Origin of the sequence: Paenibacillus sp. FSL H7-0690 (assembly GCF_037980415.1) — a bacterium.
GTDB lineage: Bacteria > Bacillota > Bacilli > Paenibacillales > Paenibacillaceae > Paenibacillus_AQ > Paenibacillus_AQ odorifer.
Map to the genome: position 1 here is coordinate 4776001 of NZ_CP150281.1, position 16760 is coordinate 4792760.

12 protein-coding genes are annotated in these 16760 nt (G+C 44.1%); 1 reads left to right on the top strand and 11 read right to left on the bottom strand.

Translation table 11 applies throughout. The features are described 5' to 3' along the window. Nucleotides 1–64: 64 nt before the first annotated feature. A complete protein-coding gene (locus tag MHI32_RS21145) occupies nucleotides 65–3541 on the bottom strand; it encodes a collagen binding domain-containing protein (RefSeq protein WP_339168902.1) in 3477 nt (1158 codons plus the stop codon). Nucleotides 3542–3784: 243 nt separating this feature from the next. Between MHI32_RS21145 and MHI32_RS21150 the strand changes: the two genes are divergently transcribed. Beyond that, nucleotides 3785–4540: a TIGR02206 family membrane protein gene (locus tag MHI32_RS21150; RefSeq protein ID WP_076127434.1), complete on the top strand. Its 756-nt coding sequence runs from the start codon at nucleotides 3785–3787 to the stop codon at nucleotides 4538–4540. Nucleotides 4541–4594: 54 nt separating this feature from the next. Here the strand turns inward: MHI32_RS21150 and MHI32_RS21155 are convergent, their stop codons facing one another. From MHI32_RS21155 to MHI32_RS21200, 10 genes are all read right to left on the bottom strand, one after another. Continuing rightward, entirely contained in the window at nucleotides 4595–5026 is a 432-nt protein-coding gene (locus MHI32_RS21155) for a peptidylprolyl isomerase (RefSeq protein ID WP_036676135.1), read from the bottom strand. Nucleotides 5027–5171: 145 nt separating this feature from the next. Further along, complete coding sequence (gene lysA, locus MHI32_RS21160) at nucleotides 5172–6506, bottom strand: diaminopimelate decarboxylase (protein WP_036676133.1); 1335 nt, start codon at nucleotides 6504–6506, stop codon at nucleotides 5172–5174. A gap of 126 nt (nucleotides 6507–6632) precedes the next feature. Beyond that, the gene (locus MHI32_RS21165; RefSeq protein ID WP_340012757.1) at nucleotides 6633–8333 is read right to left on the bottom strand and encodes a spore germination protein; all 1701 of its coding nucleotides are present in this window, start codon (nucleotides 8331–8333) and stop codon (nucleotides 6633–6635) included. Between the two features lie 567 nt (nucleotides 8334–8900). Further along, nucleotides 8901–9326, bottom strand: coding sequence for a stage V sporulation protein AB (locus MHI32_RS21170; protein ID WP_036676132.1), 426 nt, complete (start codon nucleotides 9324–9326; stop codon nucleotides 8901–8903). A gap of 2 nt (nucleotides 9327–9328) precedes the next feature. Next, entirely contained in the window at nucleotides 9329–9985 is a 657-nt protein-coding gene (locus MHI32_RS21175; protein ID WP_076127430.1) for a stage V sporulation protein AA, read from the bottom strand. A gap of 225 nt (nucleotides 9986–10210) precedes the next feature. Next, a complete protein-coding gene (locus MHI32_RS21180) occupies nucleotides 10211–11257 on the bottom strand; it encodes an arabinogalactan endo-1,4-beta-galactosidase (protein ID WP_312148607.1) in 1047 nt (348 codons plus the stop codon). A 2-nt stretch (nucleotides 11258–11259) separates the two neighbouring features. Next, the gene (locus MHI32_RS21185; RefSeq protein ID WP_036676128.1) at nucleotides 11260–12138 is read right to left on the bottom strand and encodes a carbohydrate ABC transporter permease; all 879 of its coding nucleotides are present in this window, start codon (nucleotides 12136–12138) and stop codon (nucleotides 11260–11262) included. Between the two features lie 27 nt (nucleotides 12139–12165). Beyond that, entirely contained in the window at nucleotides 12166–13056 is an 891-nt protein-coding gene (locus MHI32_RS21190; RefSeq protein ID WP_036676126.1) for an ABC transporter permease subunit, read from the bottom strand. Nucleotides 13057–13290: 234 nt separating this feature from the next. After that, entirely contained in the window at nucleotides 13291–15009 is a 1719-nt protein-coding gene (locus tag MHI32_RS21195; RefSeq protein ID WP_076127426.1) for an extracellular solute-binding protein, read from the bottom strand. A 107-nt stretch (nucleotides 15010–15116) separates the two neighbouring features. Next, entirely contained in the window at nucleotides 15117–16757 is a 1641-nt protein-coding gene (locus MHI32_RS21200) for a response regulator (RefSeq protein WP_076127424.1), read from the bottom strand. Nucleotides 16758–16760: the final 3 nt, after the last annotated feature.

Here is a 16760-nt window from a genome sequence, read left to right on the forward strand (position 1 = left end):
AGCACCCGGCATTTATCATGCTGGGTGCTTTTGCAAAAAAATCTTAAATCACACTAATCTCCGATCACTCTGTCTTACCTCTACGTCTAAATACTCGGTTCATAACAAATCCTATGGTTATCAACCCTATTCCCGACAGATACAGAGGCAAAGGACTGTTCTCACCTGTCTTCGGCAGCTGAGGAGCACCCGAAGTGCTATTGTTCACCGTACCTTTTGGTACTTCTTCATCGTCGATATCAACTTCTCCTAATGGAATTTCTTCTTCGGTAATCTCTTGCTCAGGAGTTCCCTCATCGGTTGATGTCAGGGATCCTGGATCGGCCGCATTTCCAGGACCAGCAGGAACAGCTGGATCATTAATAATTACTTCGGGTACGGGCGAGCTTGTAGACGTGGGTACCACCGAACCTCCAGATGTGCTGCTTGTAGGGATTGGTGTAGGTGCAGCAGTCGCTTCTGGTGATGGAGAAACCGTCGGTGCTGGCGTTGTTGATGGTGCAGGTGTTACGGTTGGTTCTGGTGTTGTTGTTGGAGCACCGGTTGGTTCTGGCGTTACCGTAGGCGTGGGCTCCACTGCTTTTTGATTCGTAATCACCAGTTGAATCGCTGACGAGGAACGAATCTCCACTGGATGCTCGGATGTATCGAGCACGTAACCATTTGGAGCTGCTGTCTCCACCAATACATAGTTACCCAGCCATATTTTATTAAATGTAGCTGTACCCTCTGCATCTGTAGTTAGACTGTTAATCAGTACACGTTCCGTGCCATTTAGTCGATACAATGCAAAAGTCGCATCACCAAGCGCCTTTAAATTATCATCAGCATCTAACTTCTTAATATTGAGAGTGCCTCTTCCCCCGCTGCCTGTGCCAGAACCGCTGGAGACCCCGACAATAATTTCTCTAGAGGTTTCTTTACTTATTTCGCTGCCGTTAAAACCACTGAAATGTACAGTATTTATTACTTTGTCTCCAGTGTTAGCCACAATCAGGGATTGATATTCGAGAATGTAAGCCCTGCTGATTTCATAGGCAAAGCTTAACTCAAAGGATTGTTTTCCATCGGCATCCGTTGTGATAACAACGCTATAATCAATACCCTGAATCAATTCAGGGCCGCTTTTCGTGATATCTCCGTTCACAGCTACAGCCGTAGGATACAGATGGAATGAATTCTGCAGCAAAATTTGATTAGCACTAGGAGTATCTTTGATTAGAGCATCCTTTACAGTAGACTGCCCCCGGTTAATTTGCAGGCTCCAGTCGATTTTATCCCCGTTTTGTGTACCGTCCTTCAGCACATAATCCTCTCCAAAAGGAATTTTTACGGAGGCGGTCAAATCTTTGGAAACCACTTTTGCTCCATCATAGAGATTAGCTTTATTATCAACAGTAGTGCCTATTATTTGCCCTTCAAGACTTGTGTTAAATTCAATGTAGAAAGCGGAGTTAATCTTATCTGTAAAAATAACCTTTAATTCATTATCGCTATTTACGCTATTTACGCTATAGGTATATTTATTAGGATTCACTTCTGTACCCTTGGTAGGGTCACCATTCTTTGCAATATTCATAGTGTAAACTTTTAGTGAACCAGGAACCAAGGTCTGGCCTGATTTTAAAATATCAACAAGCGCCGGAGCTTCGAGGGTTTTGCCGTTATAATTGGCGCCTATCGTCCAAGTAATTTTTTTAGTTGAAGCATCGTAGGCTCCCGCTTTAAATCCATTGCTTTTCGCCTCAGGTCTAGGAATGAATAACCCTTCTGCTTCTATCGTGCGTAAGGCTTCAGTAGTGTCCATCCAGTCTAACCGAACTTTGTTATTGAAATTTTCAGTTTTAGCCCAAATCCAATCCTTGTTAAATTCTGTAGTATAGCTAATCGTATAAAGACCAGATATCGGTGAATTAAACACTACCTTGAAGCCTTTATTAGGCTCGACAGGTGAGTTGTACACTAGATCATAGTTATTTGGATTTAAAACATTCCCATTCAGATTTCTAATCACCAGTGATTCTGGAATAAACTTTAGGCCGCCAAATGGGAAGGATTCGGTAACTGTAACATGGCTCATCGGGTAATTATCACTATTCAATGTGACCTTCCAGCCTAATGTTTTATTCTGATAATCTACGGTTGATAAAGTCTTATAAAGAATGGAAGACCGGATTAATCGGGTAGCCTGATCACTATACGTACTATCAGATACTGTATTAGTTATGGTGGCATCCTCAAACACGCGTTTTATCGCTTTTGTCTTATATTCGATTCGATATGGTGAAGTAACATCGTGTGCAAATTGCAATACAAACCCAGACTTATGAACGTCTGACGTGGAAACAACCGTGTAGTCAACATCCTTTGTCAAAACCTTGCCTAACGTTGCACCACCGGAAGAATCCAGCTGCACAGCATATACTTTTAGCGAATCGGCTACCAGCTCTTGAGAATCATCGAACAAATCTGTTAACACAGCGTTTCCTTGCGGGATGTTCTTTTCATTGTAGTTATATTCAATTGCCCAGGAAATGATCTGCTTGCCCCCATCATAGCTTGTGGAATACTTTTTCAAGCTTCCTCCACGTTCTACATTCACTGTGGCAGAGGAGCTGGCAGGCTCTTGCCCATCTCCTGAAAAAGTTGCAGTATTGGTGAAGCTTAGCTGATGGTCATTAGTAATCCCTGTGGAATATACAATACGGTAAGCCTCTTTAATCACAGGCTCCGTAAAACGGACAATCAATGACCCTCCGGAGAGCTCTGCAGAGTATTTGCTTGTGTCGAGCAATGCTCCTTCCGTTACTGAACCATCCAATTGAATGCTCAGTTGATACACGCTCACTGTGACTGGAGTATTTAATGATAAGCCTGAAGGGATGGGGTCCGTCACAATGGCATTCCCCACGGCTTCCAAAGACTTATTGACATCAACAGTCCATAATATTTGGTTCGCATTGAAGCCTTCGGGAATACCTCTCTTCTCTATAGTCGATCCAACACTGGGTTTAAAATTAACTGTCACTGTCTGAATACCGCCGCTCACGGGAAATAAAATATTCTGAATAGTACTGCCCGAGATTTTCTGTTTATCGAATTTAGTATTTAACCGCAGCGTTCCCTGCACGTCATCATGTGTTTCTATGTAGTCATTAAAAGTCATTATCACTTCATGTGAAATTTGCCTCACTTCAAAGCTCCCTACATCTCCATCTTCAGAGACCAAAGGTCCGTTAAAATCATTAAATAGCTGGAACTGTTCTGGAAGCTGAAAAGTAAAAGTGTCACCTTGCTTGTAATTATGATTTTTAGGAAGAGACCAATTATAATCCAAGGTAACATTAGCATCTCGTTCGTATACGCTGTTCGTGACCGTGATTCCATCTGGCCCGTAAACAGCCATTGAAACACTGGTGATGATATTTCTTTCGTCATCAATCGCAGCCGCTTTTACTTGCGGAGCAAATCCGATGCCATAGGCATATTGGGCCACAAGCATCAAAATAATGACCATTACACTTATTTTTTTCTTAAACATGTTCCTGTTGCCTCCATTTTCTTGTTCTAATTGTTTTCCACCCCTGCATGTTCAAAAGCTTCATATGTAATTCCGCGCCCTACGCCCCATCTTATGTTAATATAATGAAAAGTCTTCCTTATGTGGTGGAGTTGACAGAACATATACATATATACCCATTTTATGGATATCTAGAATCAAGATTATTAAAATTCTCAAACTTTATTTTTGATGGATGTTTTCACGTTCAAAGGAGGTTCGTCTATGCAGCTTTCATCTTTTTTTGATCGCCAGCACGCGGAGGATTTCATCATGTTCTCATCTTCGCATTGGGTTGCGCTGTCTATCATTACGTTAAGTTGTCTACTGCTCTATGGGTTACGGTTTGAAATTCGTACAGATTCAAGACTTCGGCAAAGCGTGCGTTTGCTGCTAATCATACTACTTGTAGTCTCAGAAGCCGGGCTGCAAATGTGGTACATCTCTCAGAACATCTGGCGCTCCAGCTCCTCATTACCGTTCGAGCTCTGTGGAATCACTCTACTGCTGTCTATTATCATGTTAATTTCACGCAGTCGAACCCTTTATTCCTTTCTCTACTTTGCCGGGATCGGCGGAGCATTTATTGCGTTGCTCACCCCTAACCTAGTTTATCCGTTCCCTCATTTCCGCTTTCTCCTGTTTTTTATAGCTCATGGTTCTATTATTCTCGCGTCTCTTTACATGACCTGGATTGAGGGCTACAAGCCGACTTGGAGATCTTTACTCATCACCATGCTCGGCCTCAATATTGTGGCTGCCTGCATCTGGACTGCTAATTACTTCCTAGGCTCAAACTACATGTTCCTATCCCAGAAACCTAGTACCTATTCCGTATTGGATTATTTTGGACCTTATCCTTATTACCTGCTTGTTGAAGAGCTGTTTGCCTTCACTGTGTTTCTAGCTATGTATTTGATATTCTTCTGGCTACCAGAGCGGCGCAATTCACGGCGTAGACAGGTTAGGCGGATTCTTTAACAACACAAAAAAGCCAGCCCCGATATTCGGAGACTGGCTTTTAACTATTAAATCTTAAGCTTCGATGATTTCTACCGAAGTCATTTTGTCGCGTCCTTTGAAAGCATCAACAAGATCCATGCCTTCTACTACTTTACCAAACACAGTGTGTACTCCATCCAAGTGTGGTTGTGGAGCGTAGCAGATGTAGAACTGGCTTCCGCCTGTGTTCTTACCTGCATGTGCCATTGCAAGTGTTCCGCGTTCATGTTTGTTTGGGTTAATTTCGCAGTTGATTGTGTAACCTGGGCCGCCAGAGCCAGTTCCGTTAGGACATCCGCCTTGAGCAACGAAACCAGGGATAACACGGTGGAATGTCAATCCGTTGTAGAAACCTTCTTTTGCCAGCTTTTCAAAGTTGGCTACAGTGTTAGGTGCATCTTGATCGAACAAGTCCAGCAGCACTACGCCGCCATTTTCTAGAGTGATTTTCGCTTGCTTTGCCATATGTAAATGACCCCTTTCAAAATTAACAAATTTAGAATACCTCAATTATATTACTATGAAACCACGCACAAAGCAAAGCAAGCAGGAGACTTTCCTGCTTGCTCTATATGCTGCTCAACTTTACCCACCTTACAGCAGCAGGCTATTACTTAGCAACAACTGTCTGTTTGGCGATACGCTCTGGTACAATATCGTTGGCAATAAGATCCGTATAGCTTTCACGACGCACTACAAGATCGCTTTGTCCGTTCTGTACGAATACTAAAGCCGGACGGCGAAGACGGTTATAGTTGCTGGCCATGGAGTAATTGTACGCACCTGTGCAGGCTACAGCCAACAAATCGCCGCTTTCAGCCTTCGGCAGCTCTACATCCCAGATCAACATATCTCCGCTCTCGCAGCATTTACCAGCGATGGAGACAGTCTCAGTTGCGTCTTCGTTAGCACGGTTAGCAAGCAATGCCTCGTATTTAGACTGATACAAAGCAGGGCGTGGATTGTCGGTCATTCCACCATCAACAGCAACGTACTTACGCACGCCAGGAATGTCCTTGTTAGATCCTACAGTGTACAATGTAGTACCTGCATCTCCAACAATACTACGGCCCGGCTCCACCCAAATTTCCGGCAAAGCACTATAAATTCCAGCAAAATGAGTCTTCACTGCATCCGTAATCGCTGCAACATATTCTGAAACATGTAATGGGGTATCTCCCTCGACATAACGAATGCCGAAACCTCCGCCAAGATTGACTACACGGAAGTCCACTTCCAAGCCTTCTTTAACACTGCGGGCAAAAGTTGCCACACGCTCAACAGCTAGCTGGAAACCATCGGTTTCAAAGATCTGCGAACCAATATGGGAATGCACACCAAGCAGCGTGATATTCTTTTTGCTGACTGCTGCTTTCACTGCTTCATAGGCCGATCCATTACCGATATCAAAGCCGAATTTGGAATCTGTCTGGCCCGTTGCGGTATATTCATGAGTATGCGCTTCTACACCTGGTGTCACCCGCAATAAGATGTTCACATTAACTTCTTTACGTGCGGCAATGGACTGCAAAAGGTTAAGCTCTACCAGATTATCGACTACAAAGCAGCCGATTTTGGCATCAATCGCCATTTCGATCTCTTCAGATGTCTTATTGTTGCCATGAAAATGAATACGTTCTGCCGGGAAGCCAGCTTGCAAAGCTGTATATAGTTCGCCGTCAGATACAACATCCAGTGACAAACCTTCTTCATCAGCCAAACGAACCATTGCCATTACTGAAAACGCCTTGCTTGCGTAAGCTACTTGGAAACCAAGGCCGGAGGCTTTAAAAGCATCCATATATTCCCGGCAACGTTGTCTAACCAATTGCTCGTCCAATATATATAGCGGGGTTCCATATTCCGCTTTCAATTCAGTTACATCACATCCGCCGATCTCCAAATGCCCAGCATCGTTAATGCGGCTAGTACCGTGTAGAAACATTCTTTAGTCCTCCAATTTCTGTGGAATATCAAGGTTCCACCCTGTCTTAGTGTATTCAGTATAACAGACAGTGGGAACTCCATTGAATGGACTAATTTGCAGTAGTTTTGTATTTTCCTACGATTGTTATTCATTCTCTTGAGATGGCGGCATTCTGGTATTGTCTCTAGTTTTGTTAAAAGACGGTCTTTCCTTCGAACTTAAAACCGGTTTTCGCAATAGAATTTCACTCATTGCCTTTGCATTAAAAGGTATAAACGGCCACATATATGAGGAGTTATAGGACCGATGAGTCGTTAAGAAGATAGTCAGTAACGTCGTGCCAATCATAAAGCCTGGTACCTGGAACGCCGCTACAGCAATTAATAACACAAGCCTGACTATACGATTCGCCAGACCCAGCTCATAACTCGGAGTCGCAAACATACCGATTGAGGCTACCGCCATATACAGTACTACTTCGTTTACAAACAGACCGCTCTGCACCGCTATATCACCAATCAATATGGCTGCAATCAGACCCATCGCTGAGCCTAAAGGTGTTGGGGTATGCACGGCGGCCATCCGCAGTAAATCAACCCCAAGCTCTACAATCAGAAACTGAGCGAGAATAGGAATTCTCGCTGTCTTTTGCGGCCCGATAAAATCCAGCATAGCAGGCTTTAACTCAGGATGGATAACAAGCAGCATCCATAATGGGAGCAGGAACATGGAAGCGAAGATGCCGATGAAACGGACCCACCGCAGATATGTCCCCATAAAAGGAGTCTGGCGATTCTCCTCCGCATGCTGGCAAAGATCAAAAAAGGTAGTCGGAAGAACAATTACAATGGGCGAGGTATCCACGAATAATATGACCCGTCCCTCTAATAAATTGGAGGCTACAACGTCAGGGCGTTCAGAATAACGCACCATAGGATAAGGGTTCCACCCTCCGCCGATAATCGCTTCCTCCAATTGCTTATCCGCCAGTGGAATACCATCGATATCGATGCTGTTGATTTTATCGATGACAGACGTAACTTGTGTTTTATCAACGATATCATCGATGTAAGCCACGCAGACATCTGTCCGTGTCCGCCGTCCCACTTGAAACATTTCAAGCTTCAGCCCCGGATCACGTATCCGTCTTCTTACAAGTGAAATATTACTAAGCAGGGTTTCTGTAAAACCATCGCGCGCACCACGCACCACCCGATCAATCGAGGGTTCATCAGGACTTCGCATGGGGTAAGATCGAGTATCCATTAGGATAACTTTGTTCTCACCCTCAATAAATAGTGCGCTCATTCCTTTTAATACTTTATCGAAACATTCGCTTAATACACTACCCTCTTCAACTTGAATATGAGGGATGTATTCGTTCATAAAGCTACCTAATACACCTGCGGACAAATTTTCTGAAGAAAGGTAGGTTAGTCGTTTCAGAATTTCATCCGTCACATCTTCGTTGGTGAATCCGCTTAAGCAGAGTAAAGCTGTCTTATGTCCCCCAAAGGACATTTCTCTAAACGTCACATCAAAACTTGTTCCCAGCCCCATCACTTCGGTCAGCGTGTTTTTTGTTTCTTGTAGAGAACCTGGGATATGATCATTGCCTTGCCAATAAATAACGGATTCCTTTAATGAGTTAGAATGCTCACTATCGCGTTTGTTTTGTAGCTTATCTTTACTTTTGTTCTGAGACTGCTGCTGCGCCTGCTTCTTTGAAGGCTTCGGTTGAGCTTGAGACTCCTCCCCAGTACCAGCATCGTTACCTGTTCCGCCTGCTGCCTGAGCATTCTGATCCTGTCCCTCATCATCTGATTCTGAATCCTCTGAATCCATACCAAATAACCTGGCAAAAAAACCTTTACTCGGCTCATTTGGCTCCTGATTGCCGAGCTCATCCGATGCTTCTGCATCTTGCTGCTCTGTTCCCTGCTCCGCAGTGGCATCTGCATCCTGCTGCTCTGTTCCCTGCTCCGCAGTCGCTTGTGCATCCTGTTGCTCAGTTCCCTGCTCCGCAGTCACTTCCCCATCCTGCTGCCCTGTTCCCTGCTCCGCAGTCGCTTCTGCATGCTGCTGCTCTGTTCCCTGCTCCGCAGTCGCTTCTGCATCCTGCTGCTCTGTTCCCTGCTCCGCAGTCACTTCTGCATCCTGCTGCTCAGTGCCTAATTCGGCTGATGCCTCTGTATCCTGCTGCTCCTGGCTAGTTTCAGATGTTGTAGAATTTCCCGCTGAATCTTCACTTTCACCGATAGCTGAAGCGCCCTCAGGATCTGTGTGATCTGCAACTAGATCCTCTGCAGTTGTCTTCATTGCTGCAGCAGCTGCAGCATTATCTTCCAGATGGTCATCTTCCGGTGCAGAATCACCGCTGTGTATAAACTTGCTCATTTCCTAACCCCCTGTTTACTGTCGGTATACAAACCAGTCGAACAAAGAACCCGCAACCTTCCCACTCACCATCGCCATTAACAGACCGAATAGATAATGTGTCATATTTAAGCGTTTAGCGAGTATCGGCAGCACATTTAATACCTCGGTCAATGCTGCAGCGAGCATCCCGACAAAAATCCCATCAAATAGTCCTACACCAAGTTCAACTAGAGGACCTGAGGTAATTTTCCAATTCCAAAAATCACTAACAGTACCTACTAAAGATCCACCAACCATTGCGCCTTCATACCAATGAACTTTATCGTAAGAAGAGGTTAATTGCGCCAGACGCGGCACCATATCCAGCACAACAAATAGAGCGATCACTCCACCGCCTACAGCAATACCACCCGCAATGCCCAGCAGCAAATTTAGTCCCAGTGCTATAGGTGCCGTCATCTTCAGTCCTCCCTATTCTCAGATTGGTTTTCACTGCGGCGCCTCATCTTGCTGTATTCCTCATTGATGACATATTGGTCGATGTTCTTCTGATACAGATACATTTCCACTTCCAGCGGAGTAGGCTCCTCATTCCACTTCTTTTTAAATAAATGGTTGAAAAAAATGACCATCCCAAACCCGATGCCCAGAGAATAAGCAATCTGAAATATATAGGGATGCTCATCCCGATGACCCGTTAGCATCTCCACAATTCGAATTTGTACCTCCAGCATATTTACATCAGCATGAAAGTTCATAATCGTCAGAGCAGACCCAAAGAAAAGCAGCAGCCACACTAAAACAAACATCGCCACCGAAGGTTTCCGTCTCTCCACCTGACTCTCAATCTGCACAATCGTCCTCCCTTCACCGATCGGTTCAATGTCCGCATTCGGTATAAGTTCATATATCCGGGGGATAACCATCAACAGATCAATCAAAATCAGATTGCCGTCACTTTGCTCCGGCTTCATTAAGAGAATTGTCTCCAACGACTCTTTCAGCTCAGGCTCCGCTATCAAAAAAGCAATATCACCCAACGTGACACCTTTACCCTTGGGAACCATCACCCGATTTTTAAGCTGTATATAGATGGTGGGAGCAGAATGTTGTTTCATCCGCATTCCTCCTAAAGGTTATGGTGAAGCTCAGGTCCAAGATAACGGTAGTATGGGAGTAAAGCCTTATTTTTACTCTTGCTGCTCTGAATCAATTTCTTGAAATACTGAAATGTTGCTTGTTTATAGGTATCAGGAAAGGCTAACCCTTCTTCTGGAAATTAAAAAGAAGACAGCTCAAGGTAATTAACCTTAAGCTGTCTTCTTGTTTCAATCCTAAATACGTCAGAATTCGAGCGAATCCAATTTCCCTCCCGCAAAATCAAACAGGGTCAGATTGGACCAACCATTCTCATGTCCCACGGACCATTCCTTTTGCGAAGGAACCCAGGCTGGCTCCCAATAATAAAACCCGATACCTTTACCGTTAGGTATATTCTCAATTACACTAATAAAATCTTTCATATACTTAGTCTGTCCCTCTACTGTAGCCGGATAACCTTCATGCAGCTGCTTTTCCTCACTTACTATTAAGGGGAAACCTTCAGGTGCATTCAGCGTCCAAGGATAAGCTGTTTCAACAACAATAATATCCTTATTGTACCGCACCGCCAATTCATTCAGGTTAGATCGCAAGTCATCCAGCGTGCCGTGCCACCAAGAATAAAAAGATAATCCGATCACATCAAAATTTACGCCATGCTCGAAAAACCGATCATAAAAGTTACGGCTGGCTGGATGATCAGCACCACGGTCAATATGGATCATGATGGACAAATCAGAAGCAACAGCTTTTGCGCCCGCTATTCCTGCTTGAACCAGTGTAATGAACTGTTCCCACTGCTCCGTAGTATCCCACTCACCATCCACCTTGCCTTCATTCCATAACATGCCTGGAGTAATCTCATTACCGATCTGCACCATGTCGGGCATAGTGCCTTGAGATTGCAAAAGCTCAAGAACCTCACGAGTATACTCATACACGGCTGATGTTAAACCCGTAAAATCAAGGTTCTCCCAAGCTTTTGGCTTCGATTGATTAGCAGGATCTGCCCATTTATCCGAATAATGAAAATCCAGCAGAAAGTTAAGTCCTGCTTCTTTAATTCGCTTAGCCATAATCAGCGTACGTTCTAGATTGCAGAAGCCGCCCGGAGGATCATTCCAAATCCGCAGCCGGATGGCATTCACGCCATTGTCTTTCAGAATGTAGAGCAAATCCTCAGCGTTCTCAACGGACTCTTCAGCACCGCTGTAATACGCTCCTCCACCCTGCTCAATTTCATCCAGAAACGAGATATCCATTCCATTGATAAATGTGGTTGTCATCATTGCTACTCCTTTACAGAACCAAGTGTCATCCCTTTAACAAAATATTTTTGCAGGAAAGGATATACGATCAAAATTGGAGCGGCTCCGATAAATATTTGCGCGGCTCTCACCGTCGTCTGCGAGATCAGCTCCATTTCCTTTGGATTGATGCTCATGGAGCTCATATCCCGTTGAATGATAACCGTCTGCAGGAATGTCGCCAGTGGAAATTGCTTGGAATTATTCAAATACAATAGTCCATCGAACCAGGAGTTCCAATGGAATACCATGCTGAACAAGGCAATCGTAGCGATCGACGGCAGAGAAATCGGCAAGTAAATACTGAACAACGTACGGAAATGTCCGGCTCCGTCTATTAGCGAGGCCTCCTCCAGATCTTTTGGAATACCACGGAAGAAGTTCAGCATCAGAATCACCAAGAACGTATTTACCGCACCTGGCAGAACAAGTACCCAGAAGGAATCCATCAAACCAATCTTTTGAATCACAATGTAAAATGGAATCAATCCACCGTTGAACACCATACTGAAAACGAACAACCAAGAGTAAACATTACGGCCCTTGAAGGCTGAGTTTTCTTTGGATAACGGATAGGCTGCCAAAAAAGTAATTAAAAGTGTAAGTCCAGTCCCGAGTATGGTTCTTTGAACAGATACCCAGATGGAGTGTAGAAAGATTGGATTGTTTATTGTCTTTTTATAAGCTTCCAGAGAGAACTGCTTTGGCCATAATCCTACCAAATTGGCATCCGCTGCCGACTTCGCGCTAAAGGATACAGCCAGCACGTGAATCAAAGGTACAATACACATCAGTGCGAGCAGGATTAGAAAGCAAGTATTAAACACGTTGAATATACGATAACCTCTTGTTTTGTAATACATAAGTTGTCTCCCTCTTCCTTTGGTAGATTAGAAAATGCGATATCCTGCCCACTTCTTAGCCAAACTGTACGAGACGAGAATTAGGATCATACTAATGGCCGACTTAAACAGTCCGATTGCCGTACCAAAGCCCATCTCACCATTCAGAATAGCCGTGCGGTACACGAAGGTATCAATAATATCGCCTTTCTGATAGACCAGTGGATTGTAGAGGTTAAAAATCTGGTCAAACCCTGCGTTCAATACATTTCCGAGAGCCAAGGTACCTACCACTACAACCATTGGCAATAGAGATGGCATTGTGATAAAACGTGTCTGCTTCCAGCGGTTAGCGCCGTCTATTTCAGCAGCTTCATATAATGATGGATTGATTCCTGCTAGAGCAGCTAAGAAAACGATCGTATTATAACCAAATTCCTTCCACACATCTGTGAGAATAACTGTGAACCGGAACCAGTTGTTATCGCCTAAGAAAAAGATTGGTTTGAAGCCCATGCTGCCTAAGATCTGATTGACAAAACCATCTGTAGCAAGCAAATCCAGCAAGATCCCGCCGAGAATAACCCAAGATAAAAAGTGAGGCAAGTATACCAGTGTCTGAATAGTACGCTGTATGTATACCTTGCGAATCTCATTTAACAAAATGGCGAATACAAACGGTACAGCCAGATTGAAAATCATTTTTAGAACAGCAATAATCAATGTATTCCAAATGACCTGCATACTGTCATTACGTTCAAATAGATAACGGAAATTGTCCAATCCAACCCATGCCGAGCCTGAAATTTTAAGCCATGGCTTATAATCCTGAAATGCCATCACAATTCCGCCCATTGGAATAAAGCTGAAGATGATCAGGAATATCATCGCCGGCAATAACATCAAGTGAAAAGGCCATGTTTTTTTTAGTGTTCTCATCCTTGGTCCCCCATATCGTGTCAAGTTCTTCTGTAACCATACTCAAATTATAGCAACGCCCGAATTCCTCAAATAGCGGGCAAAACCAATATATATGGTACAAAAGCAATCTCTTTATCACATTGAAAAAAGAAGACTTCAAACGCAAACAGGGACCCTCCCTAAAGCCTAATGCTACGGCTGAAGAGACGGTCCCGTTTACTGCTTTTTACCTAGTCAAACTAAATCCAAACCTTATTTTACGCTGTCATACCATTCGTTAACTTCTTTAGTGATTTGATCGCCACCACCTGATTTCCAGGTTGCTACAAAGGAATCAAATGCATCCAGCGGTTTGTTGCCATAGATAATTTCATTAAACGTTTGGTTCTCAATTTTGTTCAGATAGTCCATCTTCGATTTCATAGTTTCGGTCGTAGGACCTGTGAACATATTCTTAAAGGATTTATCCTCTTGCGCCAGCAGAACTTTGGCAGCCGCAGGGGTATCTTTACCATAATTCACAGCTACGTCCTTCTCCAGACGGGTTGTTGGCTCTGCGCCATCTGCCAGGTTAAGGAGTGCTTTCATTTGGGCATCCGGGATCCGGGCACCGTCACGAACCAGCATATAACGAACACTATTCACATAACCGCCAGCAATTTTATCATTTTCGATCATCTTGCCGTTCGCGTCTAGCTCATAGTCATATCCTGCAAAAAGACCGTTATCCAGTTCACTGCCTGGCGTTGGATTAGCAAAGTTATCGAACAGATAGTTTTGATAAGTAAAGAAGGCTTCTGGATTTTTCATTTTCGTGCTGATCAAAGTTACACCGTTAGTGAATTGTGTGCCATGACGCATAACCTTTCCATCTGGACCCGCTGGAATTTCAATTGGAGCCCATACTGCATCTGGAGAGTTCTTCACGGTATCCTGAAGCGGCCAGCCGCTCATCCAGTAAGGACCCGGGAGAATCCCTGCTGTACCTGCAACTGCTGGTTCGGCAGTTTTGTTCTCATCCCAAAGAGCTGCTTCCTGAGGAATATAACCTTTCGCCAACCATTCCTTCAGTTTTTCAAGCCCTTGCTTCATGCCAGCATTTACTGAGCCGTATTCTAGTTTACCATCAGCATCTAGATTCCATTGCTGTGGCAAGGTTCCGTAAGCACCAAAGATCCAAGATGGATCGCCCATCCAAGTGTTCATCGTTGTTTTGAAGCCGATACTAAGTGGAGTTACCTTGTCTGGTGCCAAACCATCAGGGTTCTGATTCTTGAACGCATCCATCACTTTTTCCAGCTCATCGATCGTCTTAGGGGCTTGCATATTCAGCTTATCCAGCCAATCTTGGCGGATCCACAGAATGTAATCATGGTTATATGCATAATCGAGAACAGGCAGGCCCATTCTTTTGCCATCACGGCTGTATTGGTTCCAAACGTTAGGATCCTGTGCCATCGCTTCTTTCCAAGTATCTGAAGCATATTTATCAAACAAAGTTCCTACATCTGCATACATGCCGGAATCGATCAAATCCTGTGCAATCGTGTTGTCGGCTGTACCGATGGTTACCACATCAGGCATGTCCTGACCTGAAGACATGGATAAACGCAGCTTCGTACCAAATGCGCCGTTCGTATCTGTGATGGACCAAAGGGACTTAATGTTGATGCCGAATTTTTCTTTAGCCCATTTTGTAGCCACGTTATTCTCAATGCTTTCACCGTTTTTGAATTTAAGCTCAGGGTCCACGCCCCATGCGGTTGTAAATGTCACCTCAGGATCGTATTTATCCTTGTAGGCGTTTTCAGAATTGGAAGCTGTATTTGCAGTCGCTTCACCAGCTGCTTTATCTCCAGCAGTGTCTTTACTGTTAGCAGCGTTATTGCCTGAACAGCCCGCAAGGCTACCCGCCAAAAGCATGCTCATGCACAGGAGCGGCAGCCATCTTTTTCTCTTCATCGCGCTCATTTTGTTCCCCCTTGGATTCCATAAGTGTTGGTTACATTTTAATTATAGGGAACGACGCTGAGCCCGAATACGTCATTTAAACAAGGTTTCTGCACCTTTCTCAACCTCTATCCGTCCCGGAATTCATTTGGTGTCATATTGTAGTGTTTTTTGAACATCTTACTGAAATATTGCGGATTCTGATATCCAAGCTCAGAGGTAATTTCATAGATTTTTTTATTCGTATTTTTAAGCAGATAAAGTGCCCGTTCCATCCGCATCCGAATAATATAGTCCCCTAGTCCTTCCCCAGTCTCAGCTTTATAAATCTTGGACAAGTAGACTGGATGCAAATATACATGATCGGCAATGGTTTTGACGGACAGCTCATGCCCCGAATGGTTTCCTACCAGCTCATGCACCTGCTTGATAATATAACTTTTCGTATTCTGATCGCTTTCGGATAGCTCCTTCTGAAGCTTATCGAGCATATCAAACGCCCAATCTTTAAGCTTATCAAAAGAAACAATAATACTCTGCGTCAACAACGGATCTAAAGCGTATTGGTCGATCTTGGAGATGAACTGACCACTCTTATGCGCTATATACATAAATGCATTCGTTATCGATAGAAAGACCTCGTACAGATGTTCACTGGAAAACCGTGCATTCTCCATATCCCGGAACACGTCAGCAATTTTTTGCCTTGCTGTATCCCATTGTTTGGATTCCAGCAGATGAATGAGTGTAGGTGGACGATAAAGACATTCGAGCGATTTGATGCTGATCGTCTCCTGATGCTGGCGGTCATCCAAAAACAGCACGGAGCTGGATTCATCATGTGCTGCCAAATACATCGAGCTAAGGCCGCTTCGATAGGCAGCCGTCATCCCCTCTGGAAAGGTGAACCACTCCGTTACAATCAGTGAAATCTCACCCTTGAGGTAATTGCTTACACTAATTCGGAAATTCGCGATCACCGCTTTTAGGATTTGCTGCCTTGCAGCTTCATAGTTAGCCATTTGCTCCAATTCCTGCTGTACTGCCGGCTTTAATTCAACAAGCAGAATCAAGCAATCATGCGGCGCTTTGCAGAACCAGACATGGAACTGTTCCTTAAAAAGCTCCTCGGCAATGTTGCCGATCGCATATTCCATGAGAGAGACCGAATGGTGATCCATTGCGGCATAATGTTTACCCAGCTGAATCAGCAGCATCGCCGCTTCAGCATCCGGCTGGAAGGAGATTTCATATTCCTTCAGCTTAATGGCTAGCGTCCGCTCAGACAGCACCCTGCCAAGAAGCAATTCGTGCATCAGATTAGCCCGCAAAACACTGTAATCGGCTTTGCGATTATACAGCAGCAAATGATATCTATCATGAGCTTCCCATTCGTCTTTCAAAGATTCAATCGCACTGGATACGCTTTTGATAAACTCATCATCACTTACCGGCTTCAAAATATAATCAAATGCCTGCAGTTGAATAGCTTTTTTCGCATATTGAAAATCGGAATAACCTGTCAATAAAATGGACCGAATATTTGGCCATTTCTCGCTCACGGCTTCAATTAATTGCAGGCCAGTCATTCCTGGCATTGAAATATCCGTAACCATAATATCTATAGCCTGCTGTTCCATAATTTGCAGAGCTTCAGCACCCGATGCCGCTTGATGCACCTGCTTTACCCCGATTTCAGCCCATGGAATAGTACGGGCTAAACTTTCCGTAACATAGGGCTCATCATCAACTAACAACAGCTCTATCATTCT